General features: G+C 39.7%; 21 protein-coding genes, 5 tRNA genes and 1 pseudogene. 20 read left to right on the top strand and 7 right to left on the bottom strand.

What is annotated here, in order from left to right; all coding sequences use genetic code 11:
• Window positions 1-16 precede the first annotated feature (16 nt).
• Both ASU03_RS10745 and ASU03_RS10740 read left to right on the top strand, forming a co-directional pair.
• A complete protein-coding gene (locus ASU03_RS10745) occupies window positions 17-2,014 on the top strand; it encodes a DUF3604 domain-containing protein (protein WP_057831817.1) in 1,998 nt (665 codons plus the stop codon).
• Window positions 2,015-2,054: 40 nt separating this feature from the next.
• Window positions 2,055-2,888, top strand: a complete 834-nt coding sequence (locus tag ASU03_RS10740; RefSeq protein ID WP_057831816.1) for a peptidylprolyl isomerase — start codon at window positions 2,055-2,057, stop codon at window positions 2,886-2,888.
• A 101-nt stretch (window positions 2,889-2,989) separates the two neighbouring features.
• On the opposite strand, the gene dnaK is transcribed toward ASU03_RS10740, so the two are convergent.
• Window positions 2,990-4,882, bottom strand: a complete 1,893-nt coding sequence (gene dnaK, locus ASU03_RS10735; RefSeq protein WP_057831815.1) for a molecular chaperone DnaK — start codon at window positions 4,880-4,882, stop codon at window positions 2,990-2,992.
• 258 nt (window positions 4,883-5,140) lie between these two features.
• Between dnaK and ASU03_RS10730 the strand changes: the two genes are divergently transcribed.
• The 4 genes from ASU03_RS10730 (at window position 5,141) to ASU03_RS10720 (ending at window position 8,459) form a co-directional block, all read left to right on the top strand.
• On the top strand, window positions 5,141-5,905 hold the full coding sequence (locus ASU03_RS10730) for a Crp/Fnr family transcriptional regulator (RefSeq protein ID WP_057831814.1): 765 nt from the start codon (window positions 5,141-5,143) through the stop codon (window positions 5,903-5,905).
• A 246-nt stretch (window positions 5,906-6,151) separates the two neighbouring features.
• The gene (locus tag ASU03_RS20740; RefSeq protein WP_157465884.1) at window positions 6,152-6,298 is read left to right on the top strand and encodes a hypothetical protein; all 147 of its coding nucleotides are present in this window, start codon (window positions 6,152-6,154) and stop codon (window positions 6,296-6,298) included.
• Window positions 6,292-7,707, top strand: coding sequence for a cardiolipin synthase (gene cls, locus ASU03_RS10725; RefSeq protein ID WP_057831813.1), 1,416 nt, complete (start codon window positions 6,292-6,294; stop codon window positions 7,705-7,707). Before ASU03_RS20740 ends, cls begins: the two co-directional genes overlap by 7 nt.
• The gene (locus ASU03_RS10720) at window positions 7,707-8,459 is read left to right on the top strand and encodes an endonuclease/exonuclease/phosphatase family protein (protein ID WP_057831812.1); all 753 of its coding nucleotides are present in this window, start codon (window positions 7,707-7,709) and stop codon (window positions 8,457-8,459) included. The genes cls and ASU03_RS10720 overlap by 1 nt, the downstream gene beginning before the upstream one ends.
• Window positions 8,460-8,541: 82 nt before the next feature.
• Here ASU03_RS10720 and ASU03_RS10715 read toward each other — a convergent pair whose 3' ends face one another.
• Window positions 8,542-9,402 carry a hypothetical protein gene (locus tag ASU03_RS10715; protein WP_057831811.1) on the bottom strand — a complete coding sequence of 287 codons (861 nt, stop codon included), beginning with the start codon at window positions 9,400-9,402 and terminating at the stop codon, window positions 8,542-8,544.
• 43 nt (window positions 9,403-9,445) lie between these two features.
• Window positions 9,446-10,669 carry a BamA/TamA family outer membrane protein gene (locus tag ASU03_RS10710; protein ID WP_231731556.1) on the bottom strand — a complete coding sequence of 408 codons (1,224 nt, stop codon included), beginning with the start codon at window positions 10,667-10,669 and terminating at the stop codon, window positions 9,446-9,448.
• Window positions 10,670-10,980: 311 nt separating this feature from the next.
• On the opposite strand from ASU03_RS10710, the gene ASU03_RS10705 reads away from it, so the two are divergent.
• The 13 genes from ASU03_RS10705 (at window position 10,981) to ASU03_RS10645 (ending at window position 21,492) form a co-directional block, all read left to right on the top strand.
• On the top strand, window positions 10,981-11,565 hold the full coding sequence (locus ASU03_RS10705) for an HdeD family acid-resistance protein (RefSeq protein ID WP_082627248.1): 585 nt from the start codon (window positions 10,981-10,983) through the stop codon (window positions 11,563-11,565).
• A 3-nt stretch (window positions 11,566-11,568) separates the two neighbouring features.
• On the top strand, window positions 11,569-12,231 hold the full coding sequence (locus tag ASU03_RS10700; RefSeq protein WP_057831810.1) for a hypothetical protein: 663 nt from the start codon (window positions 11,569-11,571) through the stop codon (window positions 12,229-12,231).
• Window positions 12,232-12,374: 143 nt separating this feature from the next.
• On the top strand, window positions 12,375-14,555 hold the full coding sequence (locus ASU03_RS10695) for a hypothetical protein (protein ID WP_057831809.1): 2,181 nt from the start codon (window positions 12,375-12,377) through the stop codon (window positions 14,553-14,555).
• Window positions 14,556-14,636: 81 nt separating this feature from the next.
• A complete protein-coding gene (locus ASU03_RS10690; RefSeq protein WP_057831808.1) occupies window positions 14,637-15,329 on the top strand; it encodes a DUF3313 family protein in 693 nt (230 codons plus the stop codon).
• A gap of 22 nt (window positions 15,330-15,351) precedes the next feature.
• Window positions 15,352-16,683: a BamA/TamA family outer membrane protein gene (locus tag ASU03_RS10685; RefSeq protein ID WP_082627247.1), complete on the top strand. Its 1,332-nt coding sequence runs from the start codon at window positions 15,352-15,354 to the stop codon at window positions 16,681-16,683.
• A gap of 203 nt (window positions 16,684-16,886) precedes the next feature.
• A tRNA-Val gene (locus tag ASU03_RS10680) sits at window positions 16,887-16,962 on the top strand.
• A gap of 54 nt (window positions 16,963-17,016) precedes the next feature.
• Window positions 17,017-17,092, top strand: a tRNA-Val gene (locus tag ASU03_RS10675).
• 71 nt (window positions 17,093-17,163) lie between these two features.
• Window positions 17,164-17,239: transfer RNA gene (locus ASU03_RS10670), tRNA-Val, on the top strand.
• 69 nt (window positions 17,240-17,308) lie between these two features.
• Window positions 17,309-17,384 (top strand) — tRNA-Val (locus ASU03_RS10665).
• A 71-nt stretch (window positions 17,385-17,455) separates the two neighbouring features.
• A tRNA-Val gene (locus tag ASU03_RS10660) sits at window positions 17,456-17,531 on the top strand.
• Between the two features lie 406 nt (window positions 17,532-17,937).
• On the top strand, window positions 17,938-19,350 hold the full coding sequence (gene gltX, locus ASU03_RS10655; RefSeq protein ID WP_057831807.1) for a glutamate--tRNA ligase: 1,413 nt from the start codon (window positions 17,938-17,940) through the stop codon (window positions 19,348-19,350).
• Between the two features lie 42 nt (window positions 19,351-19,392).
• Window positions 19,393-20,742, top strand: a complete 1,350-nt coding sequence (locus tag ASU03_RS10650; protein ID WP_057831806.1) for a DEAD/DEAH box helicase — start codon at window positions 19,393-19,395, stop codon at window positions 20,740-20,742.
• Window positions 20,743-20,850: 108 nt separating this feature from the next.
• A complete protein-coding gene (locus ASU03_RS10645; protein WP_057831805.1) occupies window positions 20,851-21,492 on the top strand; it encodes a pseudouridine synthase in 642 nt (213 codons plus the stop codon).
• A 43-nt stretch (window positions 21,493-21,535) separates the two neighbouring features.
• Here ASU03_RS10645 and ASU03_RS10640 read toward each other — a convergent pair whose 3' ends face one another.
• The 4 genes from ASU03_RS10640 to ASU03_RS10625 all read right to left on the bottom strand — a co-directional run bounded on the left by ASU03_RS10640 (window position 21,536) and on the right by ASU03_RS10625 (window position 23,876).
• On the bottom strand, window positions 21,536-21,859 hold the full coding sequence (locus ASU03_RS10640; protein WP_057831804.1) for an HNH endonuclease: 324 nt from the start codon (window positions 21,857-21,859) through the stop codon (window positions 21,536-21,538).
• 53 nt (window positions 21,860-21,912) lie between these two features.
• Window positions 21,913-22,230: a helix-hairpin-helix domain-containing protein gene (locus ASU03_RS10635; protein ID WP_057831803.1), complete on the bottom strand. Its 318-nt coding sequence runs from the start codon at window positions 22,228-22,230 to the stop codon at window positions 21,913-21,915.
• 242 nt (window positions 22,231-22,472) lie between these two features.
• Complete coding sequence (locus ASU03_RS10630) at window positions 22,473-22,679, bottom strand: cold-shock protein (RefSeq protein WP_057180547.1); 207 nt, start codon at window positions 22,677-22,679, stop codon at window positions 22,473-22,475.
• Window positions 22,680-23,681: 1,002 nt separating this feature from the next.
• Window positions 23,682-23,876, bottom strand: coding sequence for a hypothetical protein (locus ASU03_RS10625; RefSeq protein WP_057831802.1), 195 nt, complete (start codon window positions 23,874-23,876; stop codon window positions 23,682-23,684).
• A 627-nt stretch (window positions 23,877-24,503) separates the two neighbouring features.
• On the opposite strand from ASU03_RS10625, the pseudogene ASU03_RS10620 reads away from it, so the two are divergent.
• A pseudogene (locus ASU03_RS10620) lies at window positions 24,504-25,479 on the top strand (glutamate synthase-related protein); the annotation flags it as partial.
• Window positions 25,480-25,646 lie beyond the last annotated feature (167 nt).

Genomic DNA, 25,646 nt, shown 5'->3' with positions numbered 1-25,646 from the left:
AACATAAGGAACTGTGATGTATAAAAAATCAATTTTAGCACTGTGTATCGCCAGTTTAAGCCTAGCGGCCTGCGGCGAACAAAACCAAACTAAGGCTAGTGTTACAGCTTCACCGATTAAAAAAGTTAAACTCATTGAAGAAAAACCAAATAAAGCCAGCCAAGTAAAGGTGAGTAAAGCTAATTTTTCACCCTATGCCGATCGAGACTACCCAACCCAATTACTTTTTGGTGAAACTCATATTCATTCAGCACTTTCTGCCGATGCCGGTGGCGGGGGCACCACGTTAATGCCACGCGATCTATATCGTTTTGCCCGGGGGGAAGAAGTATTAAGTAATACCAATCAGCCAGTAAAATTAGACCGACCATTAGATTTTATTTGTTTAACTGAACATACCGATGGCATGGGTGTGATCACCGATATCTTAAAAGGCACTGAAAATATCATGGCCGATGAACAAGGTGCTGAATTTCATCGACGCTTTAGTAAAGGTGGTGCCGACGCTAAACAAGCTTCTTTTGATTTAATCTCGGCCTTTGCCAATGGTGAACTTTCTAGTGCTTTAGTGTATCAGCCGGGCAATCCAGGTTATAGCCGTACTTGGCAAGATTTGGTACAAGCGGCGGAAGAATTTAATGAACCCCATCGATTTACTACTATGATTTCCTACGAATGGACCTCCATGGTTAAGGGTAATAATCTGCATCGTAATATTATTTTACGTGATGGACCAGACCGTGCCTTGCAAGTATTGCCTTTTACTATGACCGCGCCCATTGGTAGCCCAAACCCGCAAGATTTGTGGCAGTGGTTAGCAGACTATGAAGCAAATACCGGTGGTAAAGCCATTGCCATTCCGCACAATGGTAACTTATCCAATGGTTGGTTATTTGCTCTGCAAGATGATTTTAACAATGGCGCAAAATTTGATTTAGCCTATGTCACCGAGCGCGCCAAATGGGAAAAACTGGTAGAAGTGGGGCAAACTAAAGGTGATAGTGAAACTCATCCAATATTATCACCTGATGATGAATTTGCTGATTATGAAACGTGGGACTTTGGCAATCTTGATTTAACCACAAAAAAAACCGATGCCATGTTAGCCACTGAATATACTCGAGCCGCGTTAAAAAATGGTTTGTTATTAGAAACTGAATTGGGTATTAATCCATTCAAATTAGGTTTTGTTGGTGGTGGTGATCTGCATACTTCCTTAGTGACTCAAAGTGACGATAACTTTTTTGGTGCCTTTGCCTGGATGGAGCCGTCGAAAAAACGTCTTAACCAACCGGGCAAGTATAACAAGAAACTTGATATAGGTTATGACGCTTGGCGTTATGCGACACCTGGGCCAACAGCAGTTTGGGCAACATCAAATACCCGAGCGGCTATCTTTGATGCGATGAAGCGCAAAGAGGTGTATGCCACTACCGGACCACGTATTCGCTTACGTGTTTTTGCCGGTTATGATTTTGACCAGGACGATCTTAAACAGCGCGATATTGCCAGTGTCGGTTATGACAAAGGTGTACCCATGGGCGGTGATTTAGCCAGTGCTAAAAAAGGACAAACACCGAGTTTATTAATTCGTGCCTTGCGCGATCCTGACGGTGCTAATTTAGACCGAGTACAAGTGATCAAAGGTTGGGTTGACAACAAGGGTAAAGCCCATGAAAAAGTATACGATGTTGCTTGGTCAGGTAAAGACTCAGGAAAGCGTAAGGTCAATGCTAAAGGTAAATTGCCGGCAGTAGGTGATACGGTAGATTTGTCCATTCCCACTTGGACCAATACCATTGGCGCCGCTCAACTGGAAACCCTATGGCAAGATCCAGACTTTGATGCTAGCGAAAAAGCGTTTTATTATGTCCGCGCGATAGAAATTCCAACACCACGTTGGACTGCTTATGACGCCGTGCGTTATCAGGTAACTTCTATGCCTGAAGGCATTAAGTTAAAAACCCAAGAACGCGCTTATACTTCGCCTATTTGGTATAACTCTAAGGGCTAAATTAATCAGCACTTTAGGATAATAGAATAAAAGGAAAAATATGAAAACTTTATTAAAAGAGCCGTTACTGCATTTTTTACTGTTGGGCGCGGCGCTTTTTTATTTTTATGCCTTGGTCAGTGATAACCAAGCAAGTGATCATGAAATAACACTTTCAGCCGCTAAAATAGCGCAACTTAACTACAGTTTTGAAAAAACCCGACAACGACCACCAAGCAAGGAAGAATTTGACGCCTTAGTGAACAACTACTTTAAAGAGCAGGTGGCTTATCAGAAGGGTAAAGAACTAGGTCTACTTGATGGCGACTCTATCATTCAAAAACGTATCCAACAAAAATTAGAGTTTATTGTTGAAGATACCGTGGCAAGTTTAACACCTAGTGAAGAGCAGCTAACGGTGTTTTTGACAAAGCACAGTGAAGAATACCGTAAAGAGCAGTTATTTAGTTTTGTGCAATTATATTTTAATCTTCAAAAGCATGACGATATTGACGGCGAGATGCAGACCATTGTCGCGAAAATAAAGTCATTAACCGTTAGTGAACAGACTAAAGAAAATTTATTAAGCTTATCCGACAATATCTATTTGGAATATGAATACCACAATATGTCGTTTTCTCAAGTTGCACGCTATTTTGGTAGTGATTTTGCTAATGCTTTAGTGGCTATGGAACTTGGTAAATGGTTGCCAGATATCAAGTCTGGTTATGGTGTGCATATTGTTAAGTTGAACGCTAAACAAGGCGGAGAACTGCAATCTTTAGCGGCGGTGCGAGGGCAAGTAAAACAAGCTTGGTTTAATCAACAACGCCAACAAACCTTAGCTAAATTTTATCAACGTTTGTTTGTTGAGTACCAAGTTAAGCAGATTTAATACCAAACGGATTAATCAATTTAGAACTATGTTAATGAAAAGGCTGCTAAATATTACTATTTAGCAGCCTTTGTTTTATCAACCTTTAAGCGTTTACTGATTTAAAGCCCACTGACCTCCTCAAAATCGGCATCTATGACATCGCTATCGTTAGCTGCGTTTGGTTGCTCAGACGGGGCACTTTCAGTGTTAGCCTGCGCTTGAGCTTGCATTGCTATGTTATAAGTATCATTTAATGCCTCGTGACGCACTTCAATCGCTTGTTTATCATTACCATTAACTGCCATTTTTAATTGCTCAATTAAGGTATTAAAACTTGCTTGTTGCCCATCACTAAAGTCGCTCATTGCTGCCGTTACTGTATGAATTAAATGATCTGCTTGATTACGCTGTTCAATGAGTTCACGCTTCGTTTTATCCTGAGCTGAATATTGCTCCGCTTCATTAACCATGCGATTTACGTCATCTTCCGATAAACCACTCGACGCTGTGATAGTAATGGCTTGCTCTTTACCTGTGACCTTGTCCGTTGCGGTCACATTTAAAATACCATTGGCATCTATATCAAAGCTAACCTCTACTTGTGCACTGCCGCGAGGGCCTGCTTTAATATCGGTTAAGTTAAATTGTCCCAATGACTTATTATCGCTGGCCATGTCACGCTCACCTTGTAATACATGAACAGTTACCACGCTTTGGTTATCTTCTGCAGTCGAAAACACCTCACTTGCCCGTGTTGGGATAGTGGTATTTTTACTGATTAACTTAGTAACAATACCGCCTAGGGTTTCAATGCCTAAAGACAAGGGCGTGACATCAAGTAATAACACGTCATTTACCGTACCCGATAATACCCCTGATTGAATTGATGCACCTAGGGCGACTGCTTCATCTGGGTTAATATCTTTACGCGGCTCTTTTTTAAATAAGCTTTGTACCGCCTCTTGTACTTTCGGCATACGGCTTTGACCGCCTACTAAAATAACATCGTTGATATCGCTAATGCTTAAACCGGCATCTTTTAGTGCTTGTTTACACGGTGCAATGGTGCGTTTAATTAAGTCATCTACTAAAGACTCTAATTTAGCCCGAGTTATTTTAATATTCATATGCTTAGGTCCACTGGCATCGGCGGTAACATAAGGTAAATTAATATCAGTTTGCTTGGTCGATGATAACTCGATTTTAGCATTTTCAGCGGCTTCTTTGACCCTTTGCATCGCTAACGCATCGCTGGTCAGATCAATGCCTTGCTCTTTTTTAAACTCTGCCACAAGATAGTTGATCAGTGCGCTATCAAAATCTTCACCCCCTAAATAGGTATCGCCATTAGTGGCCAATACTTCAAACTGCTTTTCGCCCTCTAGGTTGGATATTTCAATAATAGAAACATCAAAGGTACCGCCACCTAAATCGTAAACCACAATTTTTTGTTCACCTTCTTCACTTTTATCGACGCCGTAAGCCAATGCTGCCGCTGTCGGCTCGTTGATAATACGTTTAACATTTAAACCGGCAATTTTACCTGCATCTTTAGTGGCCTGGCGTTGTGAGTCATTAAAATATGCCGGTACGGTTATTACCGCTTCGGTAACTTTTTCGCCTAAATAGGCTTCGGCATCTTTTTTCAATTTCATTAATATTTGAGCAGAAATTTGCTGTGGCGATATCGCTTTACCATCAATTTCTACCCAGGCATCACCATTGTCAGCTTTTACAATTTTGTAGGGTGATAATTCAATGTTTTTTTGCAGTAATTCATCATCAAACTTGCGGCCAATTAAACGTTTAATAGCGAACAAGGTGTTTTTTGAATTACTCACCGCTTGTCTTTTTGCCGGATGCCCCGCTAATATTTCATTGTTGCCATAGGCGATAATCGAGGGGGTGGTACGATTACCCTCGCTGTTTTCAATGATGGTTGCTTTGCCACTTTCCATTACTGCGACACATGAATTTGTTGTACCTAAGTCAATACCAATAATTTTAGTCATTATAATTTTCCTTTTATCATTTTAGAAAAGCAGCACCTTGAGTTTGTTTTTCAGTTGTATTAAGTTCGCGCTGCTAGCTGTACCAATAGAATTAATTAACCCGTTTGGTCTTAGTGGGGCCATCATACGGCCTTAACCAAAGTGCTACTGTCAGATAAGTGACAGTTTGAAGCAATATATTAAATTAATTGTACTTTGACGTTATCTAGGTAGAATATTGTTAATATTTCATTAGGTTATTAATATCGTGAGCAGATCATGAACAAGGCCCTAGTACCAGTAAATCATCAAGCCAGTGCGACTTTAGTAAAACAAGCAAAGTTGTTTGCCGAATTACCGCAAGTCTTATTGGAAAAAATACAGCGAGACTTTCAGGTCATCACTTGGCATAAGGGTCAGTACATTAGTGCTGAAATATTAACAAAGCAGTTCTTTGTGTTGCTTGATGGCCAAGTTGAACTGAAAAAAGTTCATCCGGAAACGGCTCGTGAGGCCACAGTAGATATTTTTTACCCAGGTGATAGTTTCGATGTGATGGTGTTACTTGATGGCAAACCCCATGAGGTGATTATTGCGCCGTTAAATACTGTACGCTTGTTAAGCATACCTATTGAAACCATGCGTCAATGGATTTGGACCTACCCGGAAGTCAATAATCAATTTTTACCTTATTTGGCACAGAAAATGCGCGAGCATGAGCAGCGTGCGACAAGTTTAGTGCTACATGATACTAGTACCCGTTTAAGTCGTTTGATCTTGAAACATATCGAAAAAATTAACAGTTATAACGGCGCACCTGATTGTGAGCATAAGCAACATTTGGTTAACGGTTTAAATGATGAAACCTTAGCGCGTATGGTGGGTTCAGTCAGGCAAGTAGTCAACAAACAACTCAGGTATTGGCAAGCGCAAGGGATTTTAGATAAAAAGCGTAATCAGTTAATTATTAAGGATTTACAGGCGTTAGAGCAAGAGGCACATTATAGTGATAACTTAGCTAATGCTAGGACACTACCTACTTAAACACGTTAAACGTAAGTAATAATATAAGGCTCTGTTGTAGAACACTGTTGTCTATAATGTAACACGCTGATTTGAAAAAAGGTGTTGAGGATGTGATAAAAACGAGCTGCACAAGCATGGATGCTTGTGCAGAGCCCCATGGAAGGGTTTATGCGTCTCGTTTGTTTACTCAGCAACACCAAACTACAACAGAGCCTAATATAAGGACATACAGATGGAGAATAAGCGAACTATGGACTTGAGCCATTGATGGTTAATCTTGTTGATCTCAATCAAATTGCTATTAGTGCCTATAAATTTCATCATCACATTGGCGGTAAAAATATTTTATTTGCCTTAGTGTCGGTATTATTTGAAAATTTTTATGGTAAGTGGCAACAAATGCCATGCTAATAACCCTATTATTAGTTTTTCATCTTTTTGGACTTATCAGCGCGATTAATGCCGTGATGACAGTACGAACGTCACAAGGCGCGATCGCTTGGGCAGTAGTGTTGCTAACATTTCCTTATGTGGCTGTAGTTGCTTATTGGGTTTTTGGTCGCAGTAAATTTGCTGGTTATCGCAGTGAACGACTAGTATCCGATGCCATCATCCAGAAAAAACACCATTATTTATTGGCAAACTTTGCTGATTTTCGTGTGCCGGCAGGTGAATTAACTGCGCGTGAACAAGCAGCAGAAAAATTAGTGAAACTGCCTTATCTAGCAAACAATGCCGTTGAGCTGTTGATTGATGGTGAGGCGACTTTTGCCAGTATTATTACCGGTATAAGCCAGGCGAAACACTACATACTGTTTCAATTTTTTATTGTTCATGATGATGGCTTAGGGCAAAGAATTAAAGCAGCACTGTTGGATAAAGCCAAACAAGGTATTAAAATTCATTTTTTATATGATGAAATAGGCAGTTATCAGCTTAGCCAGCATTATAAAAATGAGTTAAGAGTGGCTGGCATTGAACTCTTTAATTTTCATAGTCAAAAAGGCATTAAAAATCGTTTCCAAGTGAACTTTCGCAACCATAGAAAAGTGGTGGTGGTTGATGGTAAGGTCGCTTGGTTAGGTGGACATAATGTTGGTGATGAATATTTGGGTTTGTCGAAAAAATTTGGTGCTTGGCGTGATACTCATATTAAAATAACCGGACCGGCGGTACTGACAGTGCAAATTGCTTTTATTGAAGACTGGTATTGGGCCGCTGAACAACAGCTAAGCCATTTACTTTGGCAGGCAGAGGCCGCAGCCACTGCCAATATCAAGGTATTAATTTTACCATCAAGTCCAGCAGAGTCATTAGAAACCGCTAGTTTAATGTTTTTGCAAACCATTAACTCGGCCAAAAAACGTCTATGGCTCACTAGCCCTTATTTTGTTCCCGATGAGGCCATTATTAAAGCTTTGCAACTTGCTGGTTTACGGGGTGTTGATGTACGTATTATTTTACCCGATATGGCCGACCATTGGGCTGTCTATTTAGCCTCTTTTACTTATATTAAAGCCGCGAGTTGTACCGGTGTTAAATTTTTTCGTTATCAGCAAGGTTTTATGCACAGCAAGGTAATGTTAGTTGATGACAGTCATGCTGGTGTTGGCAGTGCCAATCTCGATAATCGCTCATTGCGCTTAAATTTTGAAATTACCGCGCTCATTGCTGATAGCTGTTTTAATGCTCAGGTAGCACGAATGTTTGCTGACGATTTCAATCATTGCCGTGAAATAATGGCAAATGAACTGAGCGACAAACCGGTATTGTTTCGCATTGCGGCCAGAATCGCGCGTTTAATGGCGCCAATACTCTAATGTTTACGCCTAAAATTTCCCCTCAGCTGCTTTTCCATCAAAGTAGGGCATTAAAGGCAAATTTTTCCCTGCTGTGTTGGAATATTCATAAAGAAAATAATCAACTGCGTTTTGACAATAAATTACAACAATTACTGCAGTTATATCCCAGTGATCTTTTAGTTTTTCAGGAAGTTAAACAGCTTAAAAACTCATCTTGCTCGTTCGCAGATTATTCTTATGCGATGGCCACTAATATGGAAAGTCCCCAGCATGTTTTTGGTGTGTTAACTGCGGCTAAAACAAGTTTTGAACAGATAAACCCCTTGTTAAGTCAGCATAAAGAGCTGAATTTTTTCACCCATAAAAGTTTATTAATTAGTTATCATCGCCAAGCAAACCAGCAATTACTGTGTTTGGTTAATATTCATGCCATTAATTTTGTCTCATTAGCGAGCTTTAGCCAAGAGTTAGACTATTTAACTCGGCAATTGTTGGGCTTTACTGGCGCGATAGTCATAGCAGGTGATTTTAATAGCTGGAGTGCTGGTCGAATGAAAGCGCTGGCAAGTTTTCAGCAGGTGCTAAAGTTACAGCGCGTTGATTTTAAACAACCTCAGCACATTAAACGTTTTTTTTATAAACCCTTAGATCATGTTTTTTATCGTGGCCTGACCCTTGAATATGCACAAGCGATCAACAGTGCTGAGGTTTCAGATCACAACCCTATTTATGTGCGCTTTAAAGCGGCAAGTATCGACTTGCCACTTTAATCTCAAGGGGGAGTTATTGTTAGGCTTGGTTCTTTTCTCGGCAATGTGTATATTGAGTTTATTGCAATCAAGGAACGAGTTGTTACATAGATATAGGGCTGTTGATTACCGCGGTTATGGTGAAGTTTATGCTCCAGTCATTGCCCCATTGTCCATTACTTTTAAGGTAATATCTTGGCGTGATACCCAAGCGCCAAGGACTGTCGGCAATTTTCAAGGTTTTAAACAAGCCTAAGCCGATGGGCATAGTATATTTTTGTCCGCCAACGTTATCCCAGTCAGCACTCCACTGCGGATTATCACCAATCTGCCAACCACCGCCGAGCTGTGTATAATAAATAAACTGTAACATGCTGCGATTAATATCTTGGCGTTGTTCATTACCAGCAAATGACCACTCATGGGCAGCAACAAGGCCAAAGGTCATATTTTCAGTGAAGCCTACTAACATTGCAGAAGGACCCGCAGCATACTTTTCTGAACCCAGCTTATCATCACTGGCAGTGGGTAAGGTTAAACTTAAGCCTGTGCCCCACATATAAGAACCCCAAGAGGTTTTAGGCATTTTTCCTAAGGAGCTTTGCAGGGTTAAATCACCAATACCGGATACTCGGTCAAAGTTATTGCTCTGGTTTAACTCGTTATTCATTGGCATGGGTTTATTTAAAAATACGGGTAATGAAGGGCGGTTCATTAAAGTAAATCCACTGCCATTGTTGAGCATTATTGGCATAACGGGTTGAATATTCCATACCGTAGAACTTTTTTTATCCTTACTGGCAGCGCCACTCATTTGTGCTATTTCAATGTAATTGTTTAATTTCCATTTCATGCCTATCGGATTAACTAATTCTTTACTCAAGGCATCCATGTCATCGGCCAGGCAACTGCCTGTCAATAAAAGTGCGATGATTGCTAAAAAGCTATTACGTTTAAGGTCCATTTATTATTTCTCCTGTTTTGCTTTCTTCATTTATTGGTAATAGTTACCAAGTAGAACCAGCTTGAATGTAAATTACCGTATCCTCAGGCCCTTTCGCTAAATCGGTGCCCATGGTAAAACCATAACGTTTAGCAATTAAATAACGAAAACCAACACCGTAGTTATGTACCGATTCAGCACTGCTTAATTCACTAAAACTCTGTGCTGCTCTACCTACACCGGTAAAGACATTAAACTTCCACCGATAGTTATATTTGTAAGTGAATTCAATCTCAGAAACCGCAACCTTATTACCTTGATATCTCATCGCGGGTACACCTCTTAAATCAACACTTGGCGGCACGTAAGAAGGCAAGTTTACATCATCATTGGCATTGACACCGTCGTATTGCAGCCTTAAGGCAAAAAGAAAATTTTTCGATAATTGCCAGTAATTCAACCCTTCAAAATGATAACTCATGTAGTCAACATCACTGCCTATGGTGTCATCAAAGCGAGTAATATGCAGTTGATAATCATAACCGTACTCAGGGTTCATCGGGTTATTTCTTGAGTCATACTCAGCCAGTAGACCTAAACCCGAGGTTGTCACTGATTGAGATAAATGTTGGTCAAGAAAATTATTGACCGTATCATTCAAAGAATCAGTAGGAAGTAAACTGACATTTTTAACGTTAGCTAAACTCGTTTCTACGCTTCTATAGACCTGACGACCGCCAAGAAACCATTTACTTTCTCCAAGGCGCATTTTCAATTCTTGTAATACTATCGGGCCATTGATATTTAGCTCAATTGGCCGCTTTAGATCGGTACCACCTAATGAATAAAAGTCTAAATTAAAATCGCTGTACAGCAGATAACCTTTGTAACGCACGGTATCTTTAAGCCAAAAACCCATGTGACCAAAACCAAAACCTTTACTGCCGTTAGCGGTAGCACCAGCGCCCACTAAAGAAATATTACTGGGCAAGACAAAATGTTTACTGCTGCTGTGCGTAATTCGTTGTTTTTTTTGTTCATCAGATTCATGAAAAAACACCCCTAACAATGCTAAACCATTACCAGTTGCTGGCTCTGTTATTATGGTTGGTACAGGTAGAAATCCTAAGGGTACTTCAGAAAGGTAGCGACTTGCATCTAACATACCGTCATCGGGGTCGAACATATACTTATCAATAAATGAAGTTGCATGAGTATTTGTTGTTGTCATGGCTAAGAAAAGTATTGGTACAAAAACCGATAACATGAATGCGCTATTTAATTTCACCTTGATGTCCTTATTTATTTTGTTTTGAGATTAAGTGTGACCCTTATTCAATACCTTAATCGGGTCAATTCATTTTTATTACTAACATATTGAAACTACAAACCTAAAGCAGGTTTTAGTAGCAGCGTTCGAACGGTTATATTCCGCCCTGCCAGAGCCAAGCTAGATTAATTCATCATCTAGGATAAAGCCAGAAAAATTGGCTGAAAAGTAGCTTGCAGATATCACTTTTTTAATAGAGAATACAGCTGGTTATGTTTTTTTGTTAACTTAAATGTTACAGAACATATGCATCAAAGGATATTTACCGCATGAGCGACATTATGGATAACTCAGTTCAACCTGATCAATCAGTCAACTTAACCCATCTTAATCAAGTCATAGCAAAGAATGCAAAAACTACCGGCATAGTGATGATCATCATTGGCGTGTTGGCTATGTTAGCGCCTAATGTCATTGGCATGACCTTTAATAGCTTTGTTGGCGGCATTTTTTTATTAGCAAGCCTAGTATTAGCGCATAATGCTTGGCAAAGTCGAACACAGCAAAAAAACCAAGTCTTGACGTTATGGCTGCAACCTTTTGTGCTGGCGATGTTAGGTTTTATTATTTTGCTAAACCCCGCAATAGTATTGTCGATGCTGGGCCTGTTAATCGCCATTTATTTTATCTTTAGTGGTTTTAGCGCTATTGCTTGGTCTTTTGAACTTAAATCTTCGGCTAAGTGGTTTAGTTTGTTTAACGGCATATTATCTTTTGTGCTTGGCGTATTAGTCTTTGATAGCTGGCCTTTTGGCTCTGCCTGGATTATTGGTTTACTTATTGGCATCAGCTTTCTTTTCGATGGCTTTGCTTTGCTAAGCATTGCTCGTCAACTTGAAAATAATCAGGAATAAACAATGAATAAGTTATCAATGAGTACCCTAATAGTTAGCTTGCTTTCGGCACCTTGCCTATTACAAGCTCAACAAGAACAAAAATCTCACCAATCGGTGGATATATCTGATCCCATGGCGGTATATACCGGTGGCGCCATAACCGGTGGTAACGATGGTTTAGGTGGGGCCTTTCAATTTGGTATTAATAAAGGCGATTGGGGGTTTTTAGGGAAGATTGAGGCAAAAAAGAATCTTGATGCTTATAGAATCAGGCTATTTACCCCAAATAAGGTAACTGGCACTGGGGTCTATATTGATGCTGGCACCGATACCTCTATTGACGGTATTACCTCTAACTATGCCACCATTGGGGTATTGCAGGTAGTGCCTCTGACTAAAAATCTCAGATTATATGCTGGCCTAACCTATGGGGAATCATGGGAAGCCAATGATAAATTTGAAGAAACAAAAATTGTTATTGCCCAAAGCTATTTTAAATATGACATCAATGAGCAATTTTATTTGATGTTAAACCCACAATATACCTATGGTTTTAATGGTGAAGAAACCCGCCAATTTTATATGGAGTTTGATTTTGGTTATCACCTCGATGAAACTAAATTGGTTTACCTACAGACATCAACGGAAAATACTATTATTTTAAATTTTAAATTCAAAATATAAAATAATAGAGGGGTAAATAGTTATATGAATCGCCTTGGTATCCTTGTACCAGCACACTTGAAGTGAAACGGGTATAAATGTTATGTTTGTGATTCTTATGGTGACTTTACCGCCCTTAAGCTTTAATAACAATGGATTAAGATATGAAAAGTTTTTTGACTAAATTTTGGCTAAGCATACTTTTGCTTGGCGCAATTGTTGGTAATGCCAATGCCAATGCCAGTTCTTGGCCACAAGAGTTAACGGGTGATAAAGCCACCATAATTATTTATCAGCCGCAACCGGAAAAACTTGTTGGTAATATTCTAACCGGTCGAGCAGCGATGCAATTGGAGCTGAAGAATAAAAAAGAGCCTGTTTTTGGGGTGTTTTGGTTTTCATCCACTATAGAAACCGACCGTGATACCAACTCCGTTATAATTAGTAACATTGAAGTGATTAAGGTCGGTTGGCCTGATTCAAAAGACTCTGACGAAGCTGAATTTACTGAGTTTGTCGAACAAGAGTTACAAAATTCGAGTTTTACCGGCTCTTTATCTAAGCTTACTGCCACTCTTGCTAGTTCAAAGGAAGTGCAAAAGAGTTTAGATAATATTAAAAATGATCCGCCGGTAATTATCTTTAAAGATCAATTAGCAGTATTGCTCAGTTATGACGGTAAACCCATTTTTAAAGATATTGAGAATAGTCCCTATCAACGCGCCTTAAATACTCAGTTTGCCGTTATTAAAGTGAACAATAAATCTCAATACTATTTAACCAGTGGCAGTATTTGGTATCAAGCTAGTAATGAACTGGGTCCTTGGCAGGTCACTAATAATCCGCCCGCGGATTTAGTGAAAATGATCGCGAAAGATGCCCCCGATGCTCATAAACAAAAACCGAAGAAAATACCGCAAGTAGTGACTGCCACTAAAGCGACCGAATTGGTGGTCTCTGATGGTTCAGCCGCATGGACCAGCTTAACCGGCGGTAAATTACTTTATGTGAAAAATACCGAAACACCTTGGCTTAGAGAAATAGCCAGTGGCGAGATGTACTTATTGCTGTCGGGACGTTGGTTTAAAAGTAAAAATGAACAAGGCCCTTGGGTTTTTGTCCGCGGGGATAAATTACCGAAGAGTTTTAAAGATATTCCGCCAGATTCTGCTATCGGTGGTTTACGAGTCTCTGTTGCCGGTACCGATGAAGCTAATCAAGCGGTATTAAATGCCCAAATACCACAAACTGCCGCCATTAAGCGTAGTGAAGCCAAATTGACGGTACAATATGATGGTGAGCCTAAATTTGTTCATATCAAAGATACTAAAGTAGATTATGCGGTTAATACTAGCGCACAAGTATTAAAAGTTGCGGGTAAATTCTTTGCGGTAGATAATGGTGTTTGGTTTGTTGCCAATAACGCCAAAGGCCCTTGGTTAGTGGCGGATACTATTCCAGCAGCCGCCATTGCTCAAATTCCGCCGAGCTCACCAGTCTATAATACCACTTACGTTAAAATATATGACTCAACCCCAGAAGTGGTTTATGTCGGTTATACCCCAGGTTATATGTGGTCATATCCTTATTATGGCGTGCCTATTTATGGTACTGGTTGGTACTACCCACCTTATTATGGTCGCTGGTATTACCCGCGTCCGCCAACCTGGGGGTTACATGTTGGTTATAACCCTTGGACTGGCTGGAATGTTGGCGTAAGTTGGGGTGGGCCTTTCTTTAGTGTCGGCATTGTTTGGGGTGGTGGTTATCATAATCATTATCGTGGTGGTTGTTGTTACGGCGGCGGTTATCATGGCGGTTATCGCGGTGGTCACAATACCATTAACATCAACGGTGACATCAATATAGGTAACTCAACCAGTATTGGTAATCGACATACCGTGAATAACAATATTGGCAATCGCTCTGGTGGTAATAAGCTTGGTAATAATAATTCGCATCGTAATAATTTATACAATAATACGAGCAATAAACATCGTAATGCAAAAAAAGCACTGTCTAGTAGCTCGCGATCGAATAAAACTATCCAAAAAGCCCGTAGTTCGTCAAAGAGAGCCAATAATGTTTTTGCCGATAGCAAAGGTAGCGTGGTGCGCCATGAAAATGGCCAGTGGCAAAAGCGCAGTAATAAAAATTGGCAGACGATTCCTAAACAAGGCACGTTTAATTCATCTACTCGCCCTATTCAGCAGCTAAACAGGCAAGGAGTTAATAAAGGCTCATTTGATCACCAAAGAATGAACCGTGAATTACATGGCAGACAAATGGGTAATATGTCACGAGGCGGACACCAGCCGCGGGCTAATGTTCACAGAGGTAGATAGTATGCTTTATTGAGGGCGCTAAAGTGCCCTCAAAACGAGTAATTAATTTTAACTTAGCCATGATAATCAAAAGGAATGAATATGAAAAAACAACAGGGTCTTAAACTAAGTATTATCGCTTTAGCGACATCACTGGTTATGGCTTGTACTACAACTAATCTAGCCAATGCACCACAGTTATCACCAGAGGGCATGGAGTTAAAAAAATCGACTCGTTCAACGATTGCTTATAAAAAAGCAGGCGTAGATTTCTCAGAGTACGACAAAGTACAAATATTGCCTAGTGTCGTTGCTTTTAAGAAAAATTGGCAGCGTGATTTTAACCGATCAAGTAGTTCATTATCGACGCGGGTACGTGATAAAGATGTCATGCGTATTAAAGCCGATGTCGCTAAATTGTTTGATGAAGTCTTTAAAGAAGAGTTTAGTAAAGATGCTAAGTTTCCAATTGTTGATAAAGTAAGCTCAAATACCTTAGTTATTAGACCCGCCATTGTTAATTTAGATGTTGCTGCGCCGGATCTTAGCTCATCGGCCAATGTTAAATCTTATGCCAGTGAGGCAGGGCAAGCTACCTTGTTTTTAGAGCTGTATGATGGTGTAAGCGGTGAGATACTAGCGCGTATCGTTAATGTTTCTGTTGCGGGCGATAACGGTTATTATCAATGGGCTACTCGCGTATCTAACCGTGCCGACGCCAAGCGTATGATCAGAAAATGGGCTAAAGCATTACGCACTAAGTATGATGAAGCTCATCTGCCAAAAAATAACTAGGTTAATTGGATAGCCATATTTTATGAGTTTCAAAGTTCCTCGATATTTTGCCAATATCGCTACAGTATCGTTAGTTAGTGCATTGCAGATTACGGCTATCGCTAATGTGCAAGCTAAGCCGCCCAGTCAGGTCAAGTATTCGGTAGCAAGGCAAGAAAACACTAAACCACGGGAAAGTTTAGTGCTGCCCTATGCTTTTAGTACCGATGATTTGGGCACAGTTATCGGTGTTGGCGCAATGGCAACCGGCTTGTATCAAAAACAAATGACGATAGGAGGCACAGTTTATGGTGGCGGGGATACTAAAGGTTTTGGATTAAGCTTGTGGAACTATCGTATTTTAGATAGTGAGCGCTTTTTTTTTAGTGCGATTGCTATGATGGGCGAGTTTCCATTATTACGTGCCTATTCCCCCTTGCCGGGAGACGTTAGCGCAACGCCTCGAGCAGGGTCTAATGATTCAAGCTTTGATGATTTTATCCAAGCAAGCGGTTCGAGTAATTGGTGGGAGGTGAAATTAGAGTATGTTTTGCCCTGGGGCAGTGCACAAAAGCAAAGTATGGCCAGCTACCAGCTACAGGGCGGGTTATTAATTGATGATGTGCAACAAGCTGACTGGAACCCGTTTAAGACAGGTACCAGTATTTTAATTGCTCGGCAGTTCAATCGTTACCAGCAATATAGAAGTGAAGAAGGTGAACTTGCTGGTGCTGTTCATGGGCTCGAGTTAGGCCTGCTTTATGATAATACCGACTTTCCGGTTAACCCAAGCCAAGGTAGTTCACAATATATCGCCTTTAGTTATAACCCTCAGTGGTTAGAGTCGAAAGAGCGGTGGAGCTTTATTGAAATAGAAGCCAGTAAGTATTTTTCTTTAGGGGCTACTTCATTTGCGAAACAAAATATTATTGCTGTTAATGCTTGGCTTGGTTACTCGCCAAGCTGGCAAGATACCCTAGATGATGCAGGAAATAGCCTAGTCAGCAATAATGCACCTTTTCTTGAAGGGGCAACATTAGGTGGCATGTATCGGCTACGCGGTTATAGGCAAAATCGCTTTCATGATAAAGCGGTTATTTATGCAACGGCGGAATACAGAATGACCTTAGATTATAACCCTATTGCCGATGTCCGCTGGTTAAAGTTTCTAAACCTTGATTGGTTGCAAGCCGTATTATATGTCGAAGGGGGCAGGGTATCACCAACCTTTCATCGCGATACTTTATTTTCTGATTGGAAAGCTGATGTCGGTGTTTCATTGCGGGCGCTTACCGCTGGTATTGTCGTGCGACTAGACTTTACCCGTTCAAATGAAGGCACAAGTACTTGGCTGATGGTCGGTCAGCCATTTTAGACTTTCAAATTAAAGCGACTAAAATTAATGTTTTATGCATACTAAAGCAGCGTTATGGCTGAAAAAAAATCAAAACTATGATTTTTTGAAATAAATCAATAAATTTACCGCTTTTGTGTTGACAGCTTTTTCTATCTCCCTATAATACGCCCACTGAAACGCAGACGGTCTAACCTAAAACGTTGCAGTGTTAAAAGTAAAATGGACGATTAGCTCAGTTGGGAGAGCACCGCCCTTACAAGGCGGGGGTCACTGGTTCAAGCCCAGTATCGTCCACCATTTTATTTTTAAGTATACTTTTATTCTTTCCATTAAAGAATTAAAACTCAAAATGGACGATTAGCTCAGTTGGGAGAGCACCGCCCTTACAAGGCGGGGGTCACTGGTTCAAGCCCAGTATCGTCCACCAATTTTCTTGCTAAGAAAATTACCATAGAAAAAGATATACATTCTTTTCCATAAAGAATTAAAACTCAAAATGGACGATTAGCTCAGTTGGGAGAGCACCGCCCTTACAAGGCGGGGGTCACTGGTTCAAGCCCAGTATCGTCCACCAATTTTCTTACTAAGAAAATTACCATAGTAAAGATACATTCTTTTTCCATAAAGAATTAAAACTCAAAATGGACGATTAGCTCAGTTGGGAGAGCACCGCCCTTACAAGGCGGGGGTCACTGGTTCAAGCCCAGTATCGTCCACCAATTTTCTTGCCAAGAAAATTACCCTAGTAAAGATAGACATTCTTTTTCCATAAAGAATTAAAACTCAAAATGGACGATTAGCTCAGTTGGGAGAGCACCGCCCTTACAAGGCGGGGGTCACTGGTTCAAGCCCAGTATCGTCCACCACTTTATTGTTATTTAATTATGAAAGTAAATAACAATAGCAATGTTTATGATTCGAAAAGCTTCAAGCCTGCTCTTATCAAGAAACATCCAGCACTCTTAATACCTTTCTTTATATTATCTATTTTTACAAGCTGTGCAGATTCACTGCTTCAAGTCCACTATTTTATTAAATACTCTCTATCTGCTAATTTTTATCAGCCGCAGATATCGGCTAATAAATAGAAATTTACCAGTGTATTTTAAGTACTGTCATTGTTTTCAAAGATAAGCTATTTAATTACATCAAAGTGATGAATTAACTTACCCTCAGTGGTAAAATGCCGTCAATTTTTTAGACTTACTTTACTGATGCCGTGTTCTTTCGACAATCAAAGTACGGCTTTAGTTACTTTATATTGAGACTTTTATGACTTTAACAACACGTTTTGCCCCAAGCCCAACAGGTTATTTACATGTTGGTGGTGCTCGTACTGCCTTATATAGCTGGTTATATGCCAAAAAAAATGGTGGTGATTTTATACTTCGTATCGAAGATACCGATTTAGAGCGTTCAAGCCAAGCTTCTGTTGATGCCATTATGGATGGTATGAACTGGTTAAATCTTAAGTGGACTCATGGTCCCTATTTTCAAACAGAACGTTTTGATCGTTATAAAGAAGTCATCGAACAACTACTTGCCTCGGGTAATGCGTATCGCTGTTACAGCACAGCGGAAGAAGTTGATGTGATGCGTGAGGAAGCTAAAGCGAAAGGCGGTATTGAAAAATATAATGGCTTATGGCGTGACCGTACTGACCACCCAACAGATAAACCTTTTGTTATTCGTTTTAAAAATCCGCTTGAAGGCGTCGTGGTAATTAAAGACATAGTTAAGGGTGACATTACCATTAGTAATGAGCAGTTAGATGATTTAATCATTGCGCGCTCTGATGGTACACCAACATACAACTTAACTGTGGTTGTTGATGACTGGGATATGAAGGTTTCTCATGTTGTCCGTGGTGATGATCATATTAGTAATACCCCGAGACAAATTAATATTTTTCGTGCTTTAGGTGCCACTGTACCTGAATATGCCCACCTGCCAATGATTTTAGGTGAAGATGGTAAGCGCTTATCTAAACGCCATGGCGCTGTTAGTGTGATGCAATATCGCGATGATGGTTACTTACCTGAAGCGCTGCTAAACTATTTAGTGCGTTTAGGTTGGTCACACGGCGATAAAGAAATATTCTCTCGTGAAGAGATGATTGAGTTATTTGATTTAAAAGATTGTAATCGTGCACCGTCTGGTTTTAATACCGATAAACTTATCTGGGTAAACCAGCACTACATGAAAACCTTAGACCCTGCTTATGTTGCTGAGCACTTAGCGTGGCACATGAAAGAGCAAGGCATTGACACCACTAAGGGGCCAGCTTTAGCTGATATTGTTAAAATTCAAGCAGACAGAGTGAAAACTCTGAAAGAAATGGCTGAAATTTCACGTTATTTCTATGAAGACTTTACCGAGCTTGATGCAAAAGCGGTTAAAAAACATTTACGTCCAGTAGTTAAAGAGCCAATGTTATTAGTAAAAGAAAAACTAGCGGCATTAACTGATTGGTCACCAGAGCCTATTCACGCCGCAATTAACGATACTGCGGTTGAATTAGAACTTGGTATGGGTAAAGTCGGTATGCCACTTCGTGTTGCGGCCACAGGCGGCGGTAACTCACCATCACTTGATATTACTTTAGCCTTGTTAGAGCAAAGTAAAGTGTTAGAAAGAATTGACCAAGCCTTAGTGTTAGTTGAAGCAAGAATTGCTGCGAGTTAATGACAATTTTAATCACGTTAAATAAACGTAGGAGAGTGCCTAGTGCAATTTAGTGATTTTGGTTTAGACAGATGTTTGATAGATACCGTTAATCATCTTGGTTTTAGCGAGCCAACACAAATTCAGCAACAGGCTATTCCTGCGGCGATGGCGGGGCATGATTTAATTGCTTCATCGAAAACCGGCTCGGGTAAAACCTTAGCTTTTATCCTGCCAGCGATACAAAGGTTAACTAAAAACCGTGCTTTATCTAAGCGTGATCCACGGGTAGTTATTTTAACGCCAACACGTGAATTAGCTAAGCAGGTCTTTAGTCAATTACGTTTGTTTACTGCCAATACCCAATTTAAGGCAGTGCTGATTTTAGGCGGTGAAAACTTTAACGACCAAGTGAAAGTGTTAGAGAAAGACCCGCATTTTATTGTCGCAACACCGGGTCGTTTAGCGGATCATTTAAAGCAAGGTCATTTCTATTTAAATGGCTTAGAGCTGCTTATTTTAGATGAAGCCGATCGCATGTTGGATTTAGGTTTTAGTAAACAGCTCACGCAAATAAATAATGCTGCCGATCACCGTAAACGCCAAACCTTATTGTTTTCAGCAACTTTAGACCATGCGCAAGTGAATGACTTTGCCAAAGAGTTATTAAAAAAACCGAAACGTATTGCCATAGCATCAGCTCATACCGAACATGAAGATATTACCAAACGTTTCTTTTTAGCAGATAATCTCAGTCAAAAAGAAGTACTTTTGCAGCATTTCTTAACGACAGAAATTTCGCAGCAAATCATTATCTTCACGGCAACACGAAGTGATACTGAACGTTTAGCTACCATGTTAACCAAGCAAGATCTTAATGCGGTCGCATTAAGTGGTGACTTAAACCAAGGCCAACGTAATCAAATTATGGACAGTTTTGCTAAAGGTAAACACAAGATATTGGTTACCACAGATTTAGCTTCACGTGGCCTTGATTTAATCAATGTTTCGCATGTGATTAACTTTGATATGCCAAAACATGCGGAGGAATTTGTCCATCGTATTGGTCGGACGGGTCGTGCCGGAAGCAAAGGGGATGCGATTTCATTAGTCGGGCCAAATGATTGGTTAAGCTTTAAAAACGTTGAAGCTTTCTTGCAGAAAAAAATAAGCTTTACTAAAGTTGCTGGTATTAAAGTCAAATTTAAAGGCTTAAAACCGAGAAAAGAAAAAGTGGTTAAAGCTAAAGTGACTAGCACGATAGAGCAAAAACCGCTTGCTAAGAAACCGAGAAAAGTCATTAAGAAAACTTTCCTTGATATAGAAGATGCCGGCGCCATGAAAATTATTAAGCGTAAGAAGGCGTTAACACCTGAGCAAATTGAAAATTCGTCCAAAAAAGAACAGGATTAGCATTTTTCGCTAATAAAGAGCTAAAAGGCAACTTCGGTTGCCTTTTTTATGCCAAAAGTAACTGTATAATGTGATACCAATCAGACTTTACCATCAAAGCTATGTTTAATGCCAACCACTAAGCAAACCAGTTTAACAGAGCTCGCTGAGCCAAGCCACGATCAGCAGCACCAGCACCAGCACTTCAAAATATTTAAGCCATATGGTTTTTTAAGTCAGTTTTTACCCGAATCACGAAAGAAGAAACATCTCCTCGGTGAGCTATTTAACTTTCCCGAGAAAACGATGGCGATTGGCCGATTAGATCACGACTCCGAAGGTTTATTGTTACTGACAACTGACGGTATGATGAGCTACAAAGTCAGAGACAAAGCTATAGAAAAAGAGTACTACGTGCAAGTTGATGGCGTGATCACGGTAGCCGTAATATCACAGCTGCAAAAGGGTGTTGATATTGCTATCAATGGCACTAAATATCTAACCTTACCTTGTAAAGCGTTCAAATTAGACGGTGAGCCTCAACTGCCCAGTCGTGGTCGTAAAATTCGCGATTCGCGACATGGCCCTACTAGCTGGATCTCTATCACTCTTTGTGAAGGGAAAAATCGCCAGATAAGAAAAATGACGGCGGCTGTGGGCTTTGCCACATTAAGACTGGTAAGAGTCCGAATTGGCGACATCCATATAGATAGCTTGATTGCCGGTGACGTTGTTACGCTAGCTAATTTTGACGCCGCACTTAATCGCTAATGCCAAGCACAGCGGCAGACATAAGGCTGACTGAGGTGTCTTGTTAACTGTATCTCTCTAATCGTTTTGAGGCTTTTTGTGCTATTTCGAAACTTGATCCTATTTTTCTGTATAATTCATTAGGGTGGAAGCCTTGAGGATATTCTTCTCCATTACTGTGATGATAGCTCTCAGCCATCTTGTGATGATCAGGACAGAGAGAAATACCATTTTCCTTAATATAGCCACCAAATGGCATTAGATTTCTTTCCGTAATGTGATGGACGATTAAATTGTCAGTCTGTCCACAGAACACGCATTTATTTCTATCCCGCTTAAAGACAGAGTCTCTGAAGTTTTGACGTACCAGTTTTTTGTTGCCACTCATAGAACCTCCCCAATTTGTAACCTTCAATATTCAGTTAACGCCCAAATAACGGGCTAAGTAATGCTTGCTAAAATATTATGCTGCTGAGCGTTTTGCACACTTTTACGCTCAGCAGTGTAAGCCCACCAAGGCTTTGGCTCGTCACCATTGATAAAGCATGTAACTGAAATAAACACATCAATGACACAGGGGTCGTGCCTGTTGCCAGTTATAATGCAGAGTCTCTCATACATTTCATACGGATTCTGCCCCATGAGATCGTCAGGTTTCTCTATACCAAGTAACTCAAGGTCAGCGGCACCTGCCTTACCTATATTTGGAAGATCTGTAAGTTTCCTAATTTTGTCACGGAAAACTTTACTTGGATTCATGATTCGCCTAACACCCTAATAATGACTTTAAGAAAAGTAACTAGTTTATTTTTAGCACATGTATAGCGTTTTGATTTGAAGATTTATTGTTTAAGAATAACACCAAAATGTTTATTAATAGCACTTAGAAGACATTAGGGGTTAGGTGGTGAAGCTAATTTGGATTGGTTTTTCTATCGATAACAATTAAGTAAGTGAGTGCGTGTAACGCATCCGCTTACTTAATTGTTCTGTGCTACGGTTTAAACAGCAACAACTTTATTTGCACATGGACCTTTCTGTCCTTGACCTACTTCGTACTCAACGGCTTGACCATCAGCCAATGTTGCATATTCACCGCCTGATTGAATTTCTGAATGATGAACAAACAAATCTTTACTTCCGTCTTCTGGAGTAATGAAGCCGAAACCTTTATCTGAATTAAACCACTTAACTATACCTTTACTCATAACGTTCTCTTTATTTTTGGTGAAAAATATAATTCTGATTTGCTATCACCATTACAAAATCAGATTTTGAATTTAATTAAGTCACCTTAAGCTGCAAATTGTATTGCTGATTAACGATGCTTACCTTTTTTATTTTCATACTAGCCACATTTCGCGCAATAACAAGTCACTCAGGTGAAATATCATCGGCTCCATCTTTTATTCATTTACTCACCTCAGCCGATGAAAATAGTGAACCTCGCTCAGGTTTTATGCCTAACGATGGAATAAAATTTTTGTTTTACCCGTACTACCACTATCAATATAGTTAAAAAAAATTTCTTCATTAAAGCTCTGAAGCACTTTTTTGAAGATAATAACTTGTTCGGTAATTGATTTTATTTGAGACTATAACGTTTCAACTAATTCCGGCAATATTTGAAGATGGTTTAATTACGTAATTTAGCTCTTATAGGCTTATCGTGACAATGTCGAAAGGCACTCACTTTACCGTAGCAGCAAATCAGTATTAACCATCAGGTTAAACATCATTGTACAGTGAAAAGAAGCGAGTAAATAGCTTTAGGCTTCCGATACTTTGTTAAATATTCAATATGTAAGGAAGGGGAGCTTGAATCTCGGCATTAGTTAGGATCTGAACTGAGATGAATCAACAATTTCATGCACACTGCCTGACGAGGTAAGTGATTCGTCCAGTGCTCGCCTCTGCGGTAAATGAATATTAAATTTATCTCTCAATATATTGATAACCTGTTATGCAGCATTAGGCTCTATTTCTTTCCCTGAAAATACATATCCGTTGAAGAATAAAATCTTTATTCATAAGCCATTATTTTTAGATGATTTTTATTGATTAATATCCCTTAGATAGAACAGTGTTACTTTGAGTGATATTAATCAAATAAATCTTAACGTCCGTGGTGCGTACCTTTCTGACCTTATTTGGTGGATGACGACACAGGCAATGGAATTGACTTTACCAATCCAGCAAGGAGCCGTTTATTAATGCGCTAAGTGTTCGAGTAAATCAGTAAGTGGCGAATACCATTTATAAGGGATAAGTTCTTCGTGCGAGGCAACATCAGAAGGCTCCAAGTTTTCAAGCTTTACATGGCCATTGCTGATTTTCGGTGCTGAAATACTTGTATCGTCACAGATAACAATGGATTGATTTTTTTCACTTCCTTGAATTAACATAATTAGTCCTTATTTTGATTACGTCATCTAAAGATAGTACAAAAAACTTTATAGGGGTAATTACTCAAGGTGTTGTGTCCAACTATCTTGAAAAACACCGTAATATTGACCACAGTTTTGTATTTTTTAATTGATAATGTCTTTAGCTAAAAGGTCCAATTAACCAAGCCACTACATTGGACCTTAATATTTTTGATAATCTAAAGGATAAACAGTATTAAGATTTAAGTGATTTGGGGATCGGGCAATGTCAGCTATTAAATCAACTACGGATGTTTGACTCTAATTTTACCATTTAGCATAGCGCACCAAGTTGCCATAAAACCTATGGCGCTTTGTACCCAAAAGCGTGATAGACCAAAGAGATGCTTTAATGACTTTGTTAGCTTCCCAGCTGTCTTTTGCATGACCGCACTAGTTTAATAGATATAAAAGTAGTGATGTTTAGCTTACTTATTTACCCTAAAACTCACCTTTTAGTCCGCTGCCCTTTCTTTATCAAACCAATAGTAACAAGAGATTTTTTAAGTATATATCCATGTATTCGATAGCTTGCAATAGCGCTAAGTTATTAATGATATATGGCGTATTTTAAATACCAACACAGATGTTAAATAAGGACGTTTTATGACCATAATGCAAAAAACTCTCTGGTTAATTGCCAGCCTAGGTAACTTTTCCGCCGGGTACTGCTTTATGCACAGCCAAAGTGTTTGTAGTATTGTTTGTTAGTGTCAACATTACTCTATAGCATTATTGGCATATACGATGTTTTTTATAGTCGCCATAGTTTGAATCGTATTTACCCGGTAGTGGCATATTTACGCTATTTTCTTGAATCTTACCGTGTAGAAATACAGCAATACTTTATTGCTAATGACACGGAATAGCGGCCTTTTAACCGAGAGCAACGTGCCTTGGTCTATCAACGCGCTAAAAATATCCGTGATACCATTGCCTTTGGTACCCAGCGTGATCTGGTCGAAGATAATTACTTAAGTTTATGGCATTCATTATCACCTGCTCATATAAAAGAGAGTGCTAAACGTATACTCATAGGTGGTGATAGTTGCAAGCAACCTTATTCGGCATCTTATTTGAATATTTCAGCTATGAGCTTTGGCTCGTTAAGTGCCAATGCTATTGAAGCACTTAATTTAGGCGCAAAAAAAGCCGGTTGTTACCATAATACCGGAGAGGCGCCGCGAGTCCTTATCACTTAAAACATGGCGGTGATATTGTTTGGCAGCTGGGCACTGGGCTGTTTGGTTGCCGTGATGAGCAGGGGCGCTTTAATCCTGCTAGCTTTGAGAAAACGGCTAAACTACCGCAAGTTAAAATGATCGAAATAAAGTTAAGCCAGGGGGCAAAACCTGGTCATGGTGGTGTGCTGCCTAAAGCCAAAATAACCGATGAAATAGCACGTATTAGACATATTTCAAAAGATCATGATTGTGTCTCGCCAGCAGTAAACCCCGAATGTACCTCGCCAAAAGACCTGTTAGCTTTCATAGAAAGATTACGCAGCTTAAGTGGTGGTAAGCCTGTTGGTTTTAAATTATGTATGGGTAATCCGGCCGAGTTTTTAAGTATTTGTAAGGCTAATTAAAAATAAAATAACCAATAAATAACTAAGACGCCCACTCTAAAAACATTATTAGTACTTAATTCTACTCTTCGCTACCACGGCACATTTTAATTTACCGTAAGTATCAATATTCAATATAAATAATACTGCTTTTATATTTATTATCAATAAGTTAGTGCTAT

This window comes from Colwellia sp. TT2012 (genome assembly GCF_001440345.1).
Classification (GTDB): Bacteria; Pseudomonadota; Gammaproteobacteria; order Enterobacterales; family Alteromonadaceae; genus Colwellia.
The sequence above is the reverse complement of the archived record's forward strand: the minus strand, read 5'-3'. Positions and strand labels throughout refer to the sequence as shown.